14 protein-coding genes, 3 tRNA genes and 2 pseudogenes are annotated in these 14,579 nt (G+C 49.1%); 5 read left to right on the forward strand and 14 right to left on the reverse strand.

Annotated features, from left to right (window positions below):
* Positions 1 to 5: 5 nt before the first annotated feature.
* From INF35_RS01435 to INF35_RS01480, 10 genes and pseudogenes are all read right to left on the reverse strand, one after another.
* Positions 6 to 698 carry an ABC transporter permease gene (locus INF35_RS01435; protein WP_087235983.1) on the reverse strand — a complete coding sequence of 231 codons (693 nt, stop codon included), beginning with the start codon at positions 696 to 698 and terminating at the stop codon, positions 6 to 8.
* Between the two features lies 1 nt (position 699).
* Positions 700 to 1,611 (reverse strand): ABC transporter ATP-binding protein, encoded by a 912-nt coding sequence (locus INF35_RS01440; protein WP_087235985.1) that lies wholly within the window; start codon positions 1,609 to 1,611, stop codon positions 700 to 702.
* Positions 1,612 to 1,685: 74 nt separating this feature from the next.
* On the reverse strand, positions 1,686 to 2,606 hold the full coding sequence (locus INF35_RS01445) for a sensor histidine kinase (protein WP_087235987.1): 921 nt from the start codon (positions 2,604 to 2,606) through the stop codon (positions 1,686 to 1,688).
* Positions 2,607 to 3,299: a response regulator transcription factor gene (locus INF35_RS01450; RefSeq protein ID WP_087235989.1), complete on the reverse strand. Its 693-nt coding sequence runs from the start codon at positions 3,297 to 3,299 to the stop codon at positions 2,607 to 2,609. It lies immediately after the preceding gene.
* Complete coding sequence (locus INF35_RS01455; protein ID WP_087235991.1) at positions 3,289 to 3,480, reverse strand: helix-turn-helix domain-containing protein; 192 nt, start codon at positions 3,478 to 3,480, stop codon at positions 3,289 to 3,291. Before INF35_RS01455 ends, INF35_RS01450 begins: the two co-directional genes overlap by 11 nt.
* Before the next feature lie 110 nt (positions 3,481 to 3,590).
* Entirely contained in the window at positions 3,591 to 3,944 is a 354-nt protein-coding gene (locus INF35_RS01460) for a TnpV protein (protein WP_087235993.1), read from the reverse strand.
* 26 nt (positions 3,945 to 3,970) lie between these two features.
* Complete coding sequence (locus tag INF35_RS01465; protein WP_193499782.1) at positions 3,971 to 5,851, reverse strand: recombinase family protein; 1,881 nt, start codon at positions 5,849 to 5,851, stop codon at positions 3,971 to 3,973.
* Positions 5,852 to 5,942: 91 nt separating this feature from the next.
* Positions 5,943 to 6,611: pseudogene (locus INF35_RS01470) on the reverse strand (type IV secretory system conjugative DNA transfer family protein); the annotation flags it as partial.
* A gap of 86 nt (positions 6,612 to 6,697) precedes the next feature.
* Complete coding sequence (locus tag INF35_RS01475; protein ID WP_035393622.1) at positions 6,698 to 8,599, reverse strand: AAA family ATPase; 1,902 nt, start codon at positions 8,597 to 8,599, stop codon at positions 6,698 to 6,700.
* A gap of 15 nt (positions 8,600 to 8,614) precedes the next feature.
* A complete protein-coding gene (locus INF35_RS01480; protein WP_235983076.1) occupies positions 8,615 to 9,697 on the reverse strand; it encodes a MobA/MobL family protein in 1,083 nt (360 codons plus the stop codon).
* Between INF35_RS01480 and INF35_RS01485 the strand changes: the two are divergent.
* The 5 genes and pseudogenes from INF35_RS01485 to INF35_RS01505 all read left to right on the forward strand — a co-directional run.
* Positions 9,688 to 10,344: pseudogene (locus INF35_RS01485) on the forward strand (radical SAM protein); the annotation flags it as partial. The gene INF35_RS01480 and the pseudogene INF35_RS01485 overlap by 10 nt on opposite strands.
* Positions 10,345 to 10,350: 6 nt before the next feature.
* Positions 10,351 to 10,794 carry a hypothetical protein gene (locus INF35_RS01490; protein ID WP_193499783.1) on the forward strand — a complete coding sequence of 148 codons (444 nt, stop codon included), beginning with the start codon at positions 10,351 to 10,353 and terminating at the stop codon, positions 10,792 to 10,794.
* Positions 10,781 to 11,296 carry a GNAT family N-acetyltransferase gene (locus INF35_RS01495; protein WP_193499784.1) on the forward strand — a complete coding sequence of 172 codons (516 nt, stop codon included), beginning with the start codon at positions 10,781 to 10,783 and terminating at the stop codon, positions 11,294 to 11,296. Before INF35_RS01490 ends, INF35_RS01495 begins: the two co-directional genes overlap by 14 nt.
* Positions 11,297 to 11,759: 463 nt before the next feature.
* The gene (locus INF35_RS01500) at positions 11,760 to 12,197 is read left to right on the forward strand and encodes a MarR family winged helix-turn-helix transcriptional regulator (RefSeq protein ID WP_193499785.1); all 438 of its coding nucleotides are present in this window, start codon (positions 11,760 to 11,762) and stop codon (positions 12,195 to 12,197) included.
* A gap of 29 nt (positions 12,198 to 12,226) precedes the next feature.
* The gene (locus INF35_RS01505) at positions 12,227 to 13,561 is read left to right on the forward strand and encodes an MATE family efflux transporter (RefSeq protein WP_193499786.1); all 1,335 of its coding nucleotides are present in this window, start codon (positions 12,227 to 12,229) and stop codon (positions 13,559 to 13,561) included.
* An 86-nt stretch (positions 13,562 to 13,647) separates the two neighbouring features.
* Here INF35_RS01505 and INF35_RS01510 read toward each other — a convergent pair.
* The 4 genes from INF35_RS01510 to INF35_RS01525 all read right to left on the reverse strand — a co-directional run bounded on the left by INF35_RS01510 (position 13,648) and on the right by INF35_RS01525 (position 14,525).
* Positions 13,648 to 13,722, reverse strand: a tRNA-Gln gene (locus INF35_RS01510).
* A gap of 49 nt (positions 13,723 to 13,771) precedes the next feature.
* Positions 13,772 to 13,849: transfer RNA gene (locus tag INF35_RS01515), tRNA-His, on the reverse strand.
* 9 nt (positions 13,850 to 13,858) lie between these two features.
* A tRNA-Arg gene (locus INF35_RS01520) sits at positions 13,859 to 13,935 on the reverse strand.
* A gap of 173 nt (positions 13,936 to 14,108) precedes the next feature.
* Positions 14,109 to 14,525, reverse strand: a complete 417-nt coding sequence (locus INF35_RS01525) for a hypothetical protein (protein ID WP_193499787.1) — start codon at positions 14,523 to 14,525, stop codon at positions 14,109 to 14,111.
* Between the last annotated feature and the right edge of the window lie 54 nt (positions 14,526 to 14,579).

Here is a 14,579-nt window from a genome sequence, read left to right on the forward strand (position 1 = left end):
TGGAATTAATATAGTTCTGGTACTTTCTTCTTGAAAATAAATAAAGCCATTCCAAACGTAATGATTGCAATCAAAAGGATTTGTAGCAAGGACTCCTGATATGTTGTATTTTTACTGATAATGAGTTGCCGGAACACAATGACAATCAATGAAGTTACGATTGTGGTGGGAACAGATTTTCGGATCATGCCAATGATAAATGGCCAGAGCGATAGTACCGTGCATACAACTACCGCAGTTATTGCCATTGGTATCCATGTCTGAAGCATGGAAATTTGGAATGTTCCCTCCAGCATATCAAAAAATCTGTCCACAAGCACGATATAACCGCTGCAACAAATATATCCAATCGCCATTGAAATTGCCGTATAAACCATAATGATAATCAATTTGCTGGCAATCAATTTCATGCGGTTCAAAGGATAAGAAAACATAATCGTGATTGTCCGCTGACTATATTCTCCAATTACCAGACGTGCAGTTAAAACCGACGAGTACACAAGGAAAATAAAGGACATCAGCAAGCCAATAACAAGATATGTACTTTCAAACGTGTCTTTGGTTTGCTCCGGGTCTGTCATACTATCCCACAAAGATACAGTAATGAACAGTATGCTGAAAAGGATTGCGGCAAACGTAAAAATTATATTTCGAGCAGTCCCAAATTTTTTCAATTCCAGTTTAATAAGGTGTGCCATTTTATTTTCCCTCCTCTGTGAGCTGAAAGAAATAATCTTCCAGAGTGTCCTGTTTACGCCCTAAGCTCTCTAAACCAACACCACTTTCAATGAGGGCTTTTGACAAAACTTTGCCAGAAATGTTCGAGTCATAAATCCGGATGAACTCTTTATCCAATATGCTAAAGTTTGTAATGCCCATCTGTTCCAATAAAGTTGCTGCATGGGCTACATCATCAACTTGTAGACTGATATACTCCGTTTGATGCTTATGGATTTCCTCAATGGGCAGTTCTGCCAGTAGGTTGCCATGTTGAATAATTCCAATCGTATCAGCAATTAGATCAACTTCGGATAGGATATGACTGGAAATAAAAATGGTCGTTCCATCTTCCTGATTAAGCCGCTGGAACAGGTTCCGCATTTCGCGGATACCTTCGGGGTCTAATGCGTTAATCGGTTCATCTAAAATTAGAAATTCTGGCTTTGCAAGGATAGCTCTTGCGATTGCTAACCGCTGTTTCATACCTAATGAATAATGGCGGATTTGCTTTCCCTCTACATTTTGCAGATCAACCATTTGCAGAACTTCATCAATGCGCTCTTTATTGGGAAATCCCATATAGTCGCAATGAAGCTCTAAGTTTTGCCGGGCCGTCATTTTCTCGTAAAAGTACGGATTTTCGATAATGGAACCCACCCGTTTGAAAACTTCATAACTTTGATCGGTGACTTTCTCTCCAAAAAGCTGAACTTCTCCGGCTTCTGGCTGGATAAGGTTCAGGATCATTTTCATTACCGTACTTTTACCGGCACCGTTCGGCCCGACAAAGCCATAAATAGCCCCTTTGGGAACATGGATATTCACATCGTTTACAACGACATTTCCTTTATAGGACTTTCGCAGCCCTACGGTTTCCATGATATAATCCATTTTGTATTCCTCCTGTACGGCTCCCATTATACAAAACAGACTTCTCTTTTCTCTGCCTGAAATCTAACTTTTTTCTAACTTTTCAAAATGACCGAGAAAACCGTTTGCTCATTCTGTATGCTGTGAACCTGCAATTCTGCTCCTATCTGCATAGAAAGTTTCTTTGCAATCGCCAATCCCAGACCATTTCCTGATGATTTCGGGGCAGTCGTATAGTTTCTTGTGAATATCTGCTTTTGCTGTTGTGGCGACATTCCTTTCCCGTGATCCTCTATTTCAATGACACTTTTTCCTTTTTCTGCTGTAAGACGCAGGGCAATATACTTTCCATCACCCCCATGCCGGATTGCATTGTCTATTAGGTTTTTCAAAATACGCTGCAAGGCGTCCCGGTCTGTGTCTGCATAAATCGGCGTGGCTGGTATCTGTATATCCACCTCAAATTGCTGCTTTTCAAGCAGATCATAATATTCCAAAATGGTGTCTTGGCATAATCTTGAAACATTCTCCTTTTGCAGTTTCAGAGGAAGATCGCCGGAAGCAATTTTGGACATTGTAAAATAGTCGTTTATCGTTGTTATCAAATCATCTGCTTTACGGTCAATTTTGGTAGCCATGGTATGAATGACCTCCGGCACAGATACATCATCCACTTTAGCAGCTAACATTTCACTGTTTCCTTTCAGCACAGTCAGAGGGGTACGAATATCATGTGAGATATTGGTAAGAACCTGTGCCATCGCCTTTTGTGCCTGTTCATATTCTGACTTCTTTTCGTAGAAATTTTGAAGCAATGTGTTAATCGCAGCCCCTAATTTTTTCATGCAGGCATGATCGGTAGGGAGAAGAACAAAGCCATTTTCAGAAGTAATAGAAAGCGTTTCCAGTCGGTTACTGATATAGTTGATTTCTTTTTGCAATTTCCTATACTGTATTCTCTGCCAAATGCAGATGAGCAGCAAAGCGGCTGAAAGCGCAGCAAACAGAACCCACATTTATTTATCCTCCATCTTGTAACCTATTCCCCATAAGGTCTTAATATAGGTTGTCGTATCTTCTTCACCGTTTTTCAGTTTCAGGCGCAGTCGATTGATATGGGTATTTAATACGTTTTCATTACCGAAATATGGCTCTTTCCAAATAAGTTCATACAAGCGTTCTTTCGAGAAAGCCCGTCCCGGATGGGTTGCCAGCAGATACAAAATTTCAAATTCAATGGGCGTTAAATCTATCAGAGTTCCTTGGCGGCTAACAGTATGACTGATTGGGTCAATCTCTAAATCCTTAATCTTTACGCCTGCATCGTTTGGCATGGCTTGATAGGTTCTGGCACGCCGAATATTGGCTTTAATCCTTGCAGTAAGCTCAATCAGAGAAAATGGCTTTACAACATAATCATCGGCCCCCAAATTCAGCCCTAACGATTTATCGGTATCATTGTCCTTTGCGGTGATAATGATGATCGGGATCGTGCTGACCTGCCGAATAGTCTTAATAATCTCCATACCACTCATATCTGGCAGCATAAGGTCTATGAGTGCAAGAGAGTATTCATCATAATTCTTGATAGTATGAATAGCTGTTTTACCATCACTAAAAGAAAGCACTTGAAATTCTCCTGACAAATAGTCTTTCACCATGCTTCTGATTTCTTCGTCATCTTCAATCAATATAATCCTATTTTCCATTGCGATTGCTCCTTGCTTTTTTTGTCCTGCCATCAATGGGCTTTTCTGCGTTCTTAGGAATGAGCCAGACAGTCCCCATTTTCACAGCGCCGGGAATGCGGCCCGAAGAACAGTAATAATTTATCCAACGAGGGGTCACGCCCCATTTTTCGCCAGCTTCTTTTAATGTCATATAGTCCATATTGCACCTCCAACCTTAACATTATAATTCGTTTTCTCGAATAGTACAAGGCAGGAAATGTGTCGAAATGATTATAAAATTAGGCAGAGACCAAAGCCTCTGCCTAAAAACTAATTGTAAATCAGTTCGTCTTGAATAATTTCCTCCACCTGCGCTTTCAGCGTGTTCATCAGCCCCACCCAGCGCATGGGGTCACGGGCTTTCAATTCCTCGGTGACGCCTGCCGCCGCCATCATGCGGGGCAGCATGGCGTCCATTCGTTCATGCGCTGCCCGGTCAATCTCCAACAGGTGCGGGTACAGCTTTTCGCTCAAAATCAAGCTGCTGTAAAGGCCAGGCCGGTGTTCCTTCAGATAGCGTTGCCGCATACGGCCATACTTGCCGATGGGGGCCTCCGGCTGCTCGGAAAGTTTCAGGTCGGGGATGTAGTAATCCCCGTAGCGGGTGTAAGTCAATTCGTTCATGTTCGTCCTCCTTTGCACTGTGATGATTAAACTGCGGCGCTGGCCGATATGGTGGCCTTGCGCGGCTCCTGCCTGGGTAACTGGCTGACGGGGATAAAAACGCCCTTTTCCATGTCCTCGGCCCGGATCGCGGCCTTTGCTGACTCCACCTGGGCCTTGCGCTTGGCGTTGTAGCGTTCTTCCCATTCCTTCTGTTTGCCATTGGCCTTGCGGCGCAAGTAGTTCTGGTGAAGCCTGTCCTTGCGTACCTCCTTCTTCCGCAGTTCTTCCTGTTCCTCCGGGGTCAGGGGAACCGGCTGCAAGGCGGGCGGGATATACCGGCCCACAAAGTTGAAGTAGATTTCAACCTCCTGCGTGGTGTCCTGGCTGCCTTTCCGGGCGCGTTCATGGACAAGGATTTTCTCTACAAACTCGTTGAGCATGGTGTTTGTCAGCGTGTCGAAGTTCTCGTACTTATCAATCAGGGCAATAAACTTCTCCGCAGATTTCCGGCTCTGCTCATAGCCGGTAACGGCCTTTTCCAGTTCCGTGATTTCCGCATGGAGAGTGTCCTGCTCTTTGGCATACTGTGCGTCCAGGGCTTCATACCGGGCATCCGGCAGCTTTCCCAGGGCGTTGTCCTCATAGATTTTGCAAATCAGCTTTTCCAGTTCCCCGGCCCGCTTTTGGGCGGCGGCCAGCCGTTTCCGCTTTTTGGATATGTCGGCGGTCTGCTGGGCGGCCTGCGTTTCCTGAACAGTGCGGATAAACTCGGCCCGGTCATTCTTGGAATACTCCGCGATGGCCCGGAGCATATCGGTTATCAGGGTCAGGACGGCCTCGGCCCGGATGCGGTGCTGTGTGCCGCAGAGCGTCCCGCATGGGACTTTGGTGTACTGGCTGCAAGTAAACTGCGGGTCGCGTTTTCCGTTGTAGGTTCGGTGAACATACATCTTGCCGCCGCAGTCGGCGCAGTACATCAGGCCGGTCAGGGGATGGGCCTCGCCCCAGCCGTCCGGGTAGCGCCGGACATTCGCCCGGATGCGCTGCACATTGTCAAAGGTTTCCTGGTCGATGATGGCCTCATGGGTGTTCTCGAAAATCGTCCACTCGCTTTCGTCAACATAGTGGCTTTTCTTGTCCTTAAAGTGCTTGCGTGTCTTGAAATTGATGGTGTGGCCCAGGTATTCCCGCTTTTTCAGGATGTTCACGATGGTGGACGATCCCCAGCCGTAGGGGTCTTTGACCGGCTTTGACCTGTTTACGCCCTCGTGAAAGCGAGCCAGATGGACAGCGGGGATTTCAACCTTTGCCTCGGACAGCAGCTTGGAGATTTGATAGGGGCCATAGCCCTCCATCGTCAGGGAAAAGATACGGCGTACCACTTCGGCGGCTTCTTCGTCCACAAGCCAGTGTTCCCGCTTTTCGTCCCACAGATAGCCGTAAATAACGGTGCCGGTCAGGTGCTTGCCGCTCATGCCCTTGGACTTGAACACGGAGCGGATTTTCCGGCTGGTATCGCGGGCGTAAAACTCGTTCATGATGTTGCGGAAGGGCGTAAAATCATCATCACCTTTCAGACTGTCCACACCGTCGTTGATGGCGATCAGCCGGACACCGCGCTGCCGCAAAATCTCCATGACCTGACCGACTTTCAGATAGTCACGCCCCAGGCGGCTCATATCTTTTACGACGATGGCCTCCACCCGTCCGGCCTCGACTTCCTCCATCATCGCCAGAAAGCCGGGGCGGTCAAAACGGGTTCCCGATACGCCGTCATCGGTGAAGTGGGTGGGGTTCGGCAGACCATTCCGGCGGGCATAGTCCTCTAACATCTTTTTCTGATTGGAGATGGAATTGCTCTCGCCCTGTAACTCATCATCACGGCTCAAACGCTCATACAGAGGGGTGATTTTCTCGTTTCTCATGGCTGTACCTCCTGAAATGAAAATGCTCTAAGTGACTGCTTCACTAACCATGACAAAAACCATGATTAAGAAGTCACTTAGAGCATACATCTCCCGCCGCCAATTTATATTTTCGGTACTGCTTCACCGCGAAATGGTCGGGGTCGCGTTCTTCCAAGTCGGCAAACAGCAAATCGACGGGGCTTTGATATTCCTCGTCGTCCTCGCGGGCTTCGCTGGCGTTGATAAGTTCCAACAGGGTAATAAAGTTCATTTCCTCGGCGGGGGCTTCGTACCAGATGTAGCCCACCAACGCGCAATACAAAAGCCGTTCTGCCTTTACCCAAAAATCCTCCGCGCTTTTTTCTCCCTCACCTTTGGTATTCGCTATCAACGTATTTACCAGCTTCAAAATATCTTTCTCGCTGCGGATATACACAAAGGGGTTGTAGTGCATAGATTTTTTGAAGTTAATCGTATTCAGTACCTTAATGCGGTAGCCCGCCCGTTGCAGCAGCTTCCCGCACTCAATCAAAACCGTACCTTTCGGGTCGGTTAAGACGTAAGAGGAATGAAGCTGCATTAGATTAGGTTTGACAAAAAATCTTGTTTTTCCGCTGCCGCTGCCGCCGATCACGACGACGTTCTTATTTCTCGCGTACTTCGGCTGCTTCGGGCGGCTGTTCATGGTAAGCCGTTCCGTCTGCGTCAAAATGATGTTGTTTTGGAAATCCGGGTCTATGTAGGGCTTTATATCTTCGGCGTTTCCCCATGAAGCGTTTTGTCAAGTGCTATTTTGAGTTATTGACGCACAATCAAAGTGAAAGCGCGAAAGTGCAAAGCGCAAGGGGTCTGCACTTTGCGTTTTCAGCTTGCGGGTTCGGGCGGCTGCTTCTTCTTGATGAAGTTGTACCATTGACCGCCGACGCGCCTTGCATCCAAAACACCGCCCATGTTGCGCTTGGCGTTCTGCACCGTCCTTTCAGATATTCCGGCTTCGGCTGCGGCCTTTACAATTTCCTCGCTGGCAAGCTCTTTCCCGTCTGCAAGCAGGTCAAGTATCAGCCGTTCCGCCTGTTCGGTCTTGGTGGCCGTGTTGCCGCCCGCGCCGGATAGCAGCTCGTCGGCGGTAATGTCATACTCGCCTATCCACGAAAAGCCCGTTTCCGGGTCAAGGCAAAAGGCAACGGGCTTGCCCTCCGGCGCAAGGGAAGATTTGTCATGGACGATAACGCGCACATTTGGCTCCCGCTTCACGCGCCCAATCAGCAGGACGCTCCTTGCTGCGGCGCGGAAGTCAATAGAACCTAAGCCCCGGTATGCGCTCTGTCCTCCGGCGGCTTTATTCAAGTGTCCGATAAGGATAACGGCGCACCCGGTACGCTCGGCAACATCGGCAAGGCGGCGGAACATGGGGCGCACCTCGTTTGCCCTGTTCATGTCGGTCTTTTCGCCCATGTACGCCTGTATGGGGTCAAGGATAATCAGCCGCGCCCCGGTCTGCCGGATAGCTCTCTCTATGCGCTCGTCGGAAAGGGAAAGCCCCTGCTTGCTCTCATCAATGACAAGAACACGGTCAAGGTCTGCTTCGGCTTCCATAAGGCGGGGCTTGATGGTGTCGCCCAAACCGTCCTCGGCGGTCTGGTAAATCACATTGAATGGCTCATGCGCTGCCATGTGGGGGAACGGCTTGCGGTTGGTACAAGCGGCGGCAAGGCGTAGGGCAAAGGTGGTCTTGCCCTCGCCGGGGTTGCCTTGCACAATGGTTACTTTCCCAAACGGGATATACGGCTCCCATAGCCATTCAACGGTCTGCGTGTCAACCTCGCTCATGCGGATAATCTCGACGGTTTCTTCCTGCGGCGGCTCTTTCAAGCCGTAAACAGCTTCCCGGATATACTTCCCGTCTGTGATTTCTGCCCGGTGCTGCAATACCTCGTTCCAATCCTTGAAAAGAGGGATAAGCCGGTGGACGGTATAGCCCTCCGGCATGAGCTTTACAAGGCGGCTGCAAGCGTCGTTCCCGGCTTCATCGCTGTCAAGGCAGAGGTAAACGGTCTTGATGTTCGGACGGTCAGAGAGAAAGCGGAGCAGGGCTTTTTCTCCCACGCCGCCCAATGACAGGTAGCTTTGCTTCTGCCATTCCTTTTTGAACAGGCAGAGGAAAGAGATCAGGTCAATGGGTGCTTCAAAGACAAACAATCTTTCGCCCTCGCCCCGGTAACAGAAGTTAAAGGCTTTGTCGCTGCCTTTCACATCAAGCCGGAAGTTTCCCGCCGTTCCTTTGCTGTGGGCGTAGCGCGGTATTCCGTCCTCGTCCCGCCCCACAAATACGGCGTTGTGGTGGGCTGCGTCCTCGTAAATATCGCCGCGGGCAAAGAAAAAGCCCGTCACATCTTCATCAATGCGGCGGGCTGTTGTGAGGTAGTTCCTCGCTGTTCGGTTGTCGCTGTTTGGGGGTGGTAGCCGGAAGTCGGATAGGGACGCGGGGCAAGGTCTGTCCGGCGGCGGTGCGGCTCCCTTTTCTCCTGTGAGAAGTTCTACGGCTTCGGTGAAGCTCTTGCCGAAAAACTCCATAACAAAATCAACGGGGCCGCCGCCCTTGCTCTGGCTGTGCCTGTACCACTTGTTTCCCCGGACGGTCAAGCTGTCGTGCCGTTTCCAGCGGTATTCATTCCCGGCGCGGGTAAGCTGCTCGCCCTGTGATTGCAGGAAAGAAACAAGGTCGGCTTGGTTCGCCCGGTCTATCTGTTCTTGGGTGTAATACAAAAAGCTCAACTCCTTTCATCGTTCTAAGTCGTGCCGCTTGGCGCGGGTCTGCTCCGGCTGGTCGGCTTTCAGCGCAATGTCAACACACTTGCGGATATTGTGCAGCTCGGCAACCTCGGCGCGGGTTTCTTTCAGCTTGGTATATTCCGCTGTTCTCTGCCCGCTGAGAGTGGCGTACTCTTTTTCCCATTCAGAGATAGGCAAGGTCTTTGTCCCTTTCGGCAGATTTGCATGGAGATAGCGGCTCGCTGCGTTCCATAGCGTAAGCTCGGCGCGGTGGGCTTCCTCGTACTTGTCGCGCTTGCTCGTCCAGCCATTTTTCAGCTTTTTCAGCTCGTCGTGAATGGGCTTGTACTCGGTGTAGTTCTTCCCGTATTCAATCAGCTTTTGCAATTCTTTCATGCGCTTCTCGGCGGTTTTCATGCCCTCCCGGATAGCGTCGGCTTGGTCGCTGACAGAGGAAAGGGCAGCGTCCAGCTCGTCAAGGGTGGAAATGCCATGCTCGGAAAGATAGTTGACCGCCTTTGCAACGGTTTTCAGTTCGTCGGCGGTGTGCTGCCTTTGCCAACTCTGCGAATACTTCCGGCTCTTTTCTCTCTGAACGCTTAAATACTTCATCAGCAGATTTGCAAGGCCGGGGGATTGCGGGGGCTGCTCCGGGGCGGTTTCCCGCGCCTTGAACAGTTCGCCAATCCATTCTTTGAGCTTTCCAATCTGCGCCCGGATTTCCCGGATAAGGCGGTTTGCTTTTTGGATATTCCGGTTCAGCTCGCCTTTCTCGGTGGCTATGCCTTTCTTCTCCATTTGACAGGCCGCCACGCCCATGTGGACGGTGGGCAGCTCGTCAATGCCGCGCTCGGCGTTGCTGCGGTGGTCGATGCGCTCCGGGCTTCCGGCGCGTTCAAGGTAGGCGTTTGAAATATCCGCCCATGCCTTGCGCCATAAAAGCGCGTTGCCCTTGTCGTTCCAGCCGGTCAGGTCAACTTTGCGGGCCTTGTATTTGCCGCTTGGCAAGCGAATACGCTCGCCGTTTTCATCAAGGTCATATTCCTTTTTGGACTTCGCCGCCCATGCGCCGCGCTCGTCAAGGGGGCGCATGGGATGGATACCTGCCTCAGGAGGAGCAGTTCGGCAATACCCGCAGGCTGTTGGAGCAGCTGAAAGGCAGCGGCGCGGAGATTCTGATCTGTACCAAATCCGACTTGGTGGTGCGGGACATCGACTTGCTGAAAGAGATGGGAAAAGTCACTGTTTCCTGGTCGATTAACACGCTGGATGAGGGTTTCAAAAATGACATGGACAATGCCGTCAGCATCCAGCGGCGGTTGGACGCCATGAAGCAGGTCTATGATGCAGGCATCCGCACCGTGTGCTTTATCGCTCCGGTTTTTCCCGGTATCACGGATTTCGAGGCCATCTTCCACCGGGTAAAAGACCAGTGCGACCTGGTGTGGCTGGAAAATCTGAATTTGCGGGGCGGCTTCAAAAAAGACATCCTGGCCTATATTCAGGAGAAATACCCTGACCTCATGCCGCTGTACAACGCCATCTATACCAGAGGAGACAGGGGCTATTTCCGGGAGTTGGAGGAGCGGGCAGAGCGCCTTGCGAGAGAATATGATTGTCCCTTTGTGGACAACGAACTCCCCTACGGCCGGGCAGAGCCGGGGCATCCGGTCATCGTGGATTACTTTTATCACGAGGAAGTGCGCGGCTCGGAGAACACCGGCCTCAGGAATCGGTGAACCCCCTTGGCGCAAAGTGAACCCCCTGACGCCCAAAGGGGGTTCATTTGTATCACAATTAGGGTCATTTGCCATACGAGTTATAAACAAACCCTATTTCTTCAAAAATGGCTTTGCCATTACGGTTTGGTTATAACAGACAGAGAAAGTCAGCACGTTTTGTGCTGGCTTTTTTCTTTGAAAAATCCAAAAAAACCAAAAATACCATCTGTCCCCAAATTAAAAACGATAGCAGACAAAGGGTGGAAAAATGGGCTTGTCAGGGACAGACAGTATAAAAATAAAGAGTTTTACCTTGTCACAATATTTTTTGGATTTTGGATGCACAAACCGTGGATTTTTTGGCTTTTTGGCTTTTGTGCGGATAAAGCAATCAGCGTGGTAGGTGGAAGTGTCAGTAAGCAACAGCGAAAAGTTGAATTTGACGGAGAGTGTTATGAAGATAAATGATATTGAAACATCAAGACTTTTATTAAGAGGATTCACGAAAGAAGATGCTTTGTGGGCATATAGTATCTGGAACAATCCGGAGATGGGACAATATTTGCCAGATGAAGCAAAAGAAGAAATAGATGATGAATATTTGAAAATGTTAGAATGCTTAGGCGAGGATGAGGAATGTTGTTATCTGATTCCTGTTTTTAAGAATTCATTAGAGCGGGTAGGGACATGTAGTTTCATGATAAGTGATGACAAGAAAGTATACGATATTGCTTATTGCGTACATAAGAATTTTTGGTGTCAAGGATATGCAACTGAAATTGCTCAGGGAATGATAGATTATGCTCGTAGTCAAGGAGCTGAGAAAGTAACGATTTATGTGAATCAGGAAAATACCGCTTCCAATCGTGTTGCCCAGAAATGTGGCGGAAAAATTGTCAGCGAGCGCACATATAAGAAAAAGGGAACAGATATAATCATGAAAGATTATAAATATGAAATTGTATTGTAACGTAGGTGTGTTAGAATGAACAGGAACACTGGATGGCCAGTCTGACATTCTTTCCATATCGTGCTTAATCTACAATAAGAGGATTGTTTTTTGTGGGGAAAACCTATATGCGTGATTGAATTGCGCAGATAAAATATTGCCGTTGGAAAACAAATAGCAGTTATTCATAGTGACCACCCTTTGCGCAAAGTGCCCTCTCCTGACGCCCAAAGGGGGCACTTGTATCACAATCAGGGGCATTTTCCAAAGAAAAAGAGTGTCAGAACGTTGATTCTGACGCTCTTTTTGCAATACCATGCTTTTTGCCGTGGTATCACCATGAAAAAGACGTGAATATGGAGTTGGCAAGTGTGCAGAAGCCCCAAAACAGCATTCAGGTAGAGAAAGTACACTTGACGAATGTCCGAAATCGTACTAATATAAATGTGCGATTTCGGACATTTTTTCTGGAGGTATACGGTTTATGGAATATATACCCAACGAAAGCATGAAGCGATACAACCATCTGCTGGGGGAATTGCAGGCGGTTTATCATGATATTTCAAACAAACTTGGAATGTCTGACAGTGCAAGCCTGGTTTTGTATACCATCTGCAATGCGGGAGGGAAATGCCCCATCCACACAATTTGCAAGGAAAGCGGGTTAAGCAAGCAGACAGTAAATTCGGCACTGAGAAAGCTGGAGCAGCAGCAGATTGTTTATCTGGAGGCGGCGGATAAGCGGGCAAAAACGGTATGCCTGACAGAAGAGGGAAAAGCCTACTCGCAGAAAACGGCTGTGCGTATAATCGAGATAGAAAACGATATTATGCACTCGTGGGATAAGAATGATGTTGAGCTATACCTGGGGCTGACGGAAAAATTTCTTCTTGATTTGAAGGCCAAAGCAGATGCGCTCTGAGGACTAAAACAGAAGGATTATTGCTGATTATGGAAACAAATATTCGACTTTCGGATCATTTTACCTATAAACGTCTTTTTCGATTTACATTGCCTTCCATTGTGATGTTGGTGTTTACATCCATTTATGGGGTGGTAGACGGCTTTTTTGTATCTAATTTTGTTGGCAAGACTGCATTTGCTGCGGTAAACTTCATCATGCCCTTTCTTGTGATGCTGGGATGCATTGGCTTTATGTTCGGGACGGGCGGAGGTGCCCTGATTGCCAAGACAATGGGAGAGGGAAACACACAAAGGGCCAACCGGATTTTTTCCATGCTGATCTGGGTATCCTGTGCCTGCGGTCTGGTGTTTGCGCTACTGGGACAAATCTTGCTGCGTCCGGTGGCGCTATTGCTGGGGGCAGAGGGGACAATGCTTTCGGAATGCATTGTGTACGGCAGAATCATTCTGCTTGCCATCCCGGCATATGTCCTTCAATATGAGTTCCAGTGCCTGTTTGTGACGGCGGAAAAGCCCAAGCTGGGACTTTATGTTACGGTTGCTGCTGGGCTTACAAATGTGGCGCTGGACGCATTGTTTGTGGCGGGATTTTCCTGGGGCGTTGTAGGAGCGGCTGCGGCTACTGCACTGAGTCAGTGTGTCGGTGGCGTGCTTCCCTTAATCTACTTTGCCAGGCCGAACACAAGCAAGCTTCGTCTGCAAAGGGCAGGCTTTGAGCAAAGAACGATGCTCAAAATCTGCGCCAACGGGTCATCGGAGCTCATGTCCAATATTTCCATGTCTCTTGTGGGAATGCTCTACAACATTCAGCTTCTGAGATACGCGGGGGAAAACGGAATTGCCGCATACGGGGTACTGATGTATGTCAATATGATCTTTCAGGCGGCGTTTTTGGGATATGCTGTGGGGAGTGCACCCATCATCAGTTACCACTATGGAGCGCGCAATGAAAGGGAACTGCACAGTCTGCTGGTACGCAGTATGGTGATCGTCTCAGGCTTTGCCGTGGCAATGTTTGCCGCAGCCGAGCTTTTTGCAAAACAGCTTGCCACTCTCTTTGTGGGGTATGATGCTGCGTTAATGGCTATGACCCTGCGGGCCTTCATCATTTATTCCTTTTCCTTTTTGTTTTCCGGCTTTGCCATTTTCGGGTCCTCCTTTTTTACTGCCCTCAACGATGGCCTGACATCGGCGCTGATCTCTTTTCTGCGGACGCTGGTTCTGCAGGTGGCAGCGGTGCTGCTCCTTCCGCTGATCTGGAAGGTGGACGGCATATGGCTTTCCATTGTAGTTGCAGAGATAATGGCGGTAGCGGTCACGGCAGTGTTTCTGGCAATCAAACGCCGGCAGTATCGCTATTGAAAAAACTTGCCACATCGGTTGGCATGAAAAGGGGGCTGGAAAGAGAAACATAAAAAACGCCCGAACCATTCAAGGTTCGGGCGTTTTGGTTGGGCCGGCCGGATTTGAACCGACGGATGGAGGAGTCAAAGTCCTCTGCCTTACCGCTTGGCGACGGCCCATTGTAAAAAGACCGCGCAGCATTTTTTGAAAATACTGTACGGTCTTTGGTGGGGTGCCTAGAGGGATTCGAACCCTCGATCTCCAGAGCCACAATCTGGCGCGTTAGGCCATCTACGCTATAGGCACCACATGAAATGGTGCGCCCGAAGGGACTCGAACCCCCGGCCCACTGCTTAGAAGGCAGTTGCTCTATCCAGCTGAGCTACGGGCGCGCATGGTTGTTCTTGCCTGGGGCGTGCTGCGTTAGTGATAATACCATATGAACCAGGTAAAAGTCAATACCAAAACACAAAAAAATTGAAAAAAATGATTTTTCTTTTCCAAATCGCAGAACATTTCCGGAAAGAAGCCGTACTGGGGGATGGCGACGATAGGATATCCCGGTTTATTTATCGACAGTTGCATGGCGCAGCCTGCGCCGGAGGAAAAACAGCTTGATGCGCCCATACCCGTTGGCTTTGTCAGAGGTGAGCTCCTCAGTGTACACATACCGTTTGCGCGCACTGTCAAACTGAAGGGCCTGGCCGTTTTCCTGCACGTCAGTCAGCCGACGGGGAATTGCCTTCTGGTCAGTCTCGAATTCGGGTTCCCGAATCCACAGGATATTTCCGTCCGAATCAAAGCCGCGGGCCCATACGCTGAAGACCAGACAGGCAGCTTCTCCATAGCAATATCGTTCAAATCGGATGCGACCATCAATATAAAACAAAAGGCAATCGCGAAAGTGCGTCTCAAGTTCCTTTTCATAGCGGCGGCCGCAGGCGGCTCCCGCCAAAGTTGATGGTTGGACGGCAATTGGCATATCGGCATTCCTCCGAAAAAGAAATCTGCAGGCGATCGCTGAGATTGAGGGATG

The sequence above is a fragment of the Gemmiger gallinarum genome (assembly GCF_014982805.1).
Classification (GTDB): Bacteria; Bacillota; Clostridia; order Oscillospirales; family Ruminococcaceae; genus Gemmiger; species Gemmiger gallinarum.

Excerpts from the sequence above, each read along its gene's own strand:
- INF35_RS01500 (WP_193499785.1), top strand. The coding sequence starts at position 11,760 with ATGGAATATATACCCAACGAAAGCATGAAGCGATACAACCATCTGCTG.
- INF35_RS01505 (WP_193499786.1), top strand. The coding sequence starts at position 12,227 with ATGGAAACAAATATTCGACTTTCGGATCATTTTACCTATAAACGTCTT.
- INF35_RS01480 (WP_235983076.1), bottom strand. The coding sequence starts at position 9,697 with ATGCGCCCCCTTGACGAGCGCGGCGCATGGGCGGCGAAGTCCAAAAAG.
- INF35_RS01525 (WP_193499787.1), bottom strand. The coding sequence starts at position 14,525 with ATGCCAATTGCCGTCCAACCATCAACTTTGGCGGGAGCCGCCTGCGGC.
- INF35_RS01450 (WP_087235989.1), bottom strand. The coding sequence starts at position 3,299 with ATGGAAAATAGGATTATATTGATTGAAGATGACGAAGAAATCAGAAGC.
- INF35_RS01445 (WP_087235987.1), bottom strand. The coding sequence starts at position 2,606 with ATGTGGGTTCTGTTTGCTGCGCTTTCAGCCGCTTTGCTGCTCATCTGC.
- INF35_RS01455 (WP_087235991.1), bottom strand. The coding sequence starts at position 3,480 with ATGGACTATATGACATTAAAAGAAGCTGGCGAAAAATGGGGCGTGACC.
- INF35_RS01440 (WP_087235985.1), bottom strand. The coding sequence starts at position 1,611 with ATGGATTATATCATGGAAACCGTAGGGCTGCGAAAGTCCTATAAAGGA.
- INF35_RS01465 (WP_193499782.1), bottom strand. The coding sequence starts at position 5,851 with ATGAGAAACGAGAAAATCACCCCTCTGTATGAGCGTTTGAGCCGTGAT.
- INF35_RS01495 (WP_193499784.1), top strand. The coding sequence starts at position 10,781 with ATGAAGATAAATGATATTGAAACATCAAGACTTTTATTAAGAGGATTC.
- INF35_RS01460 (WP_087235993.1), bottom strand. The coding sequence starts at position 3,944 with ATGAACGAATTGACTTACACCCGCTACGGGGATTACTACATCCCCGAC.
- INF35_RS01435 (WP_087235983.1), bottom strand. The coding sequence starts at position 698 with ATGGCACACCTTATTAAACTGGAATTGAAAAAATTTGGGACTGCTCGA.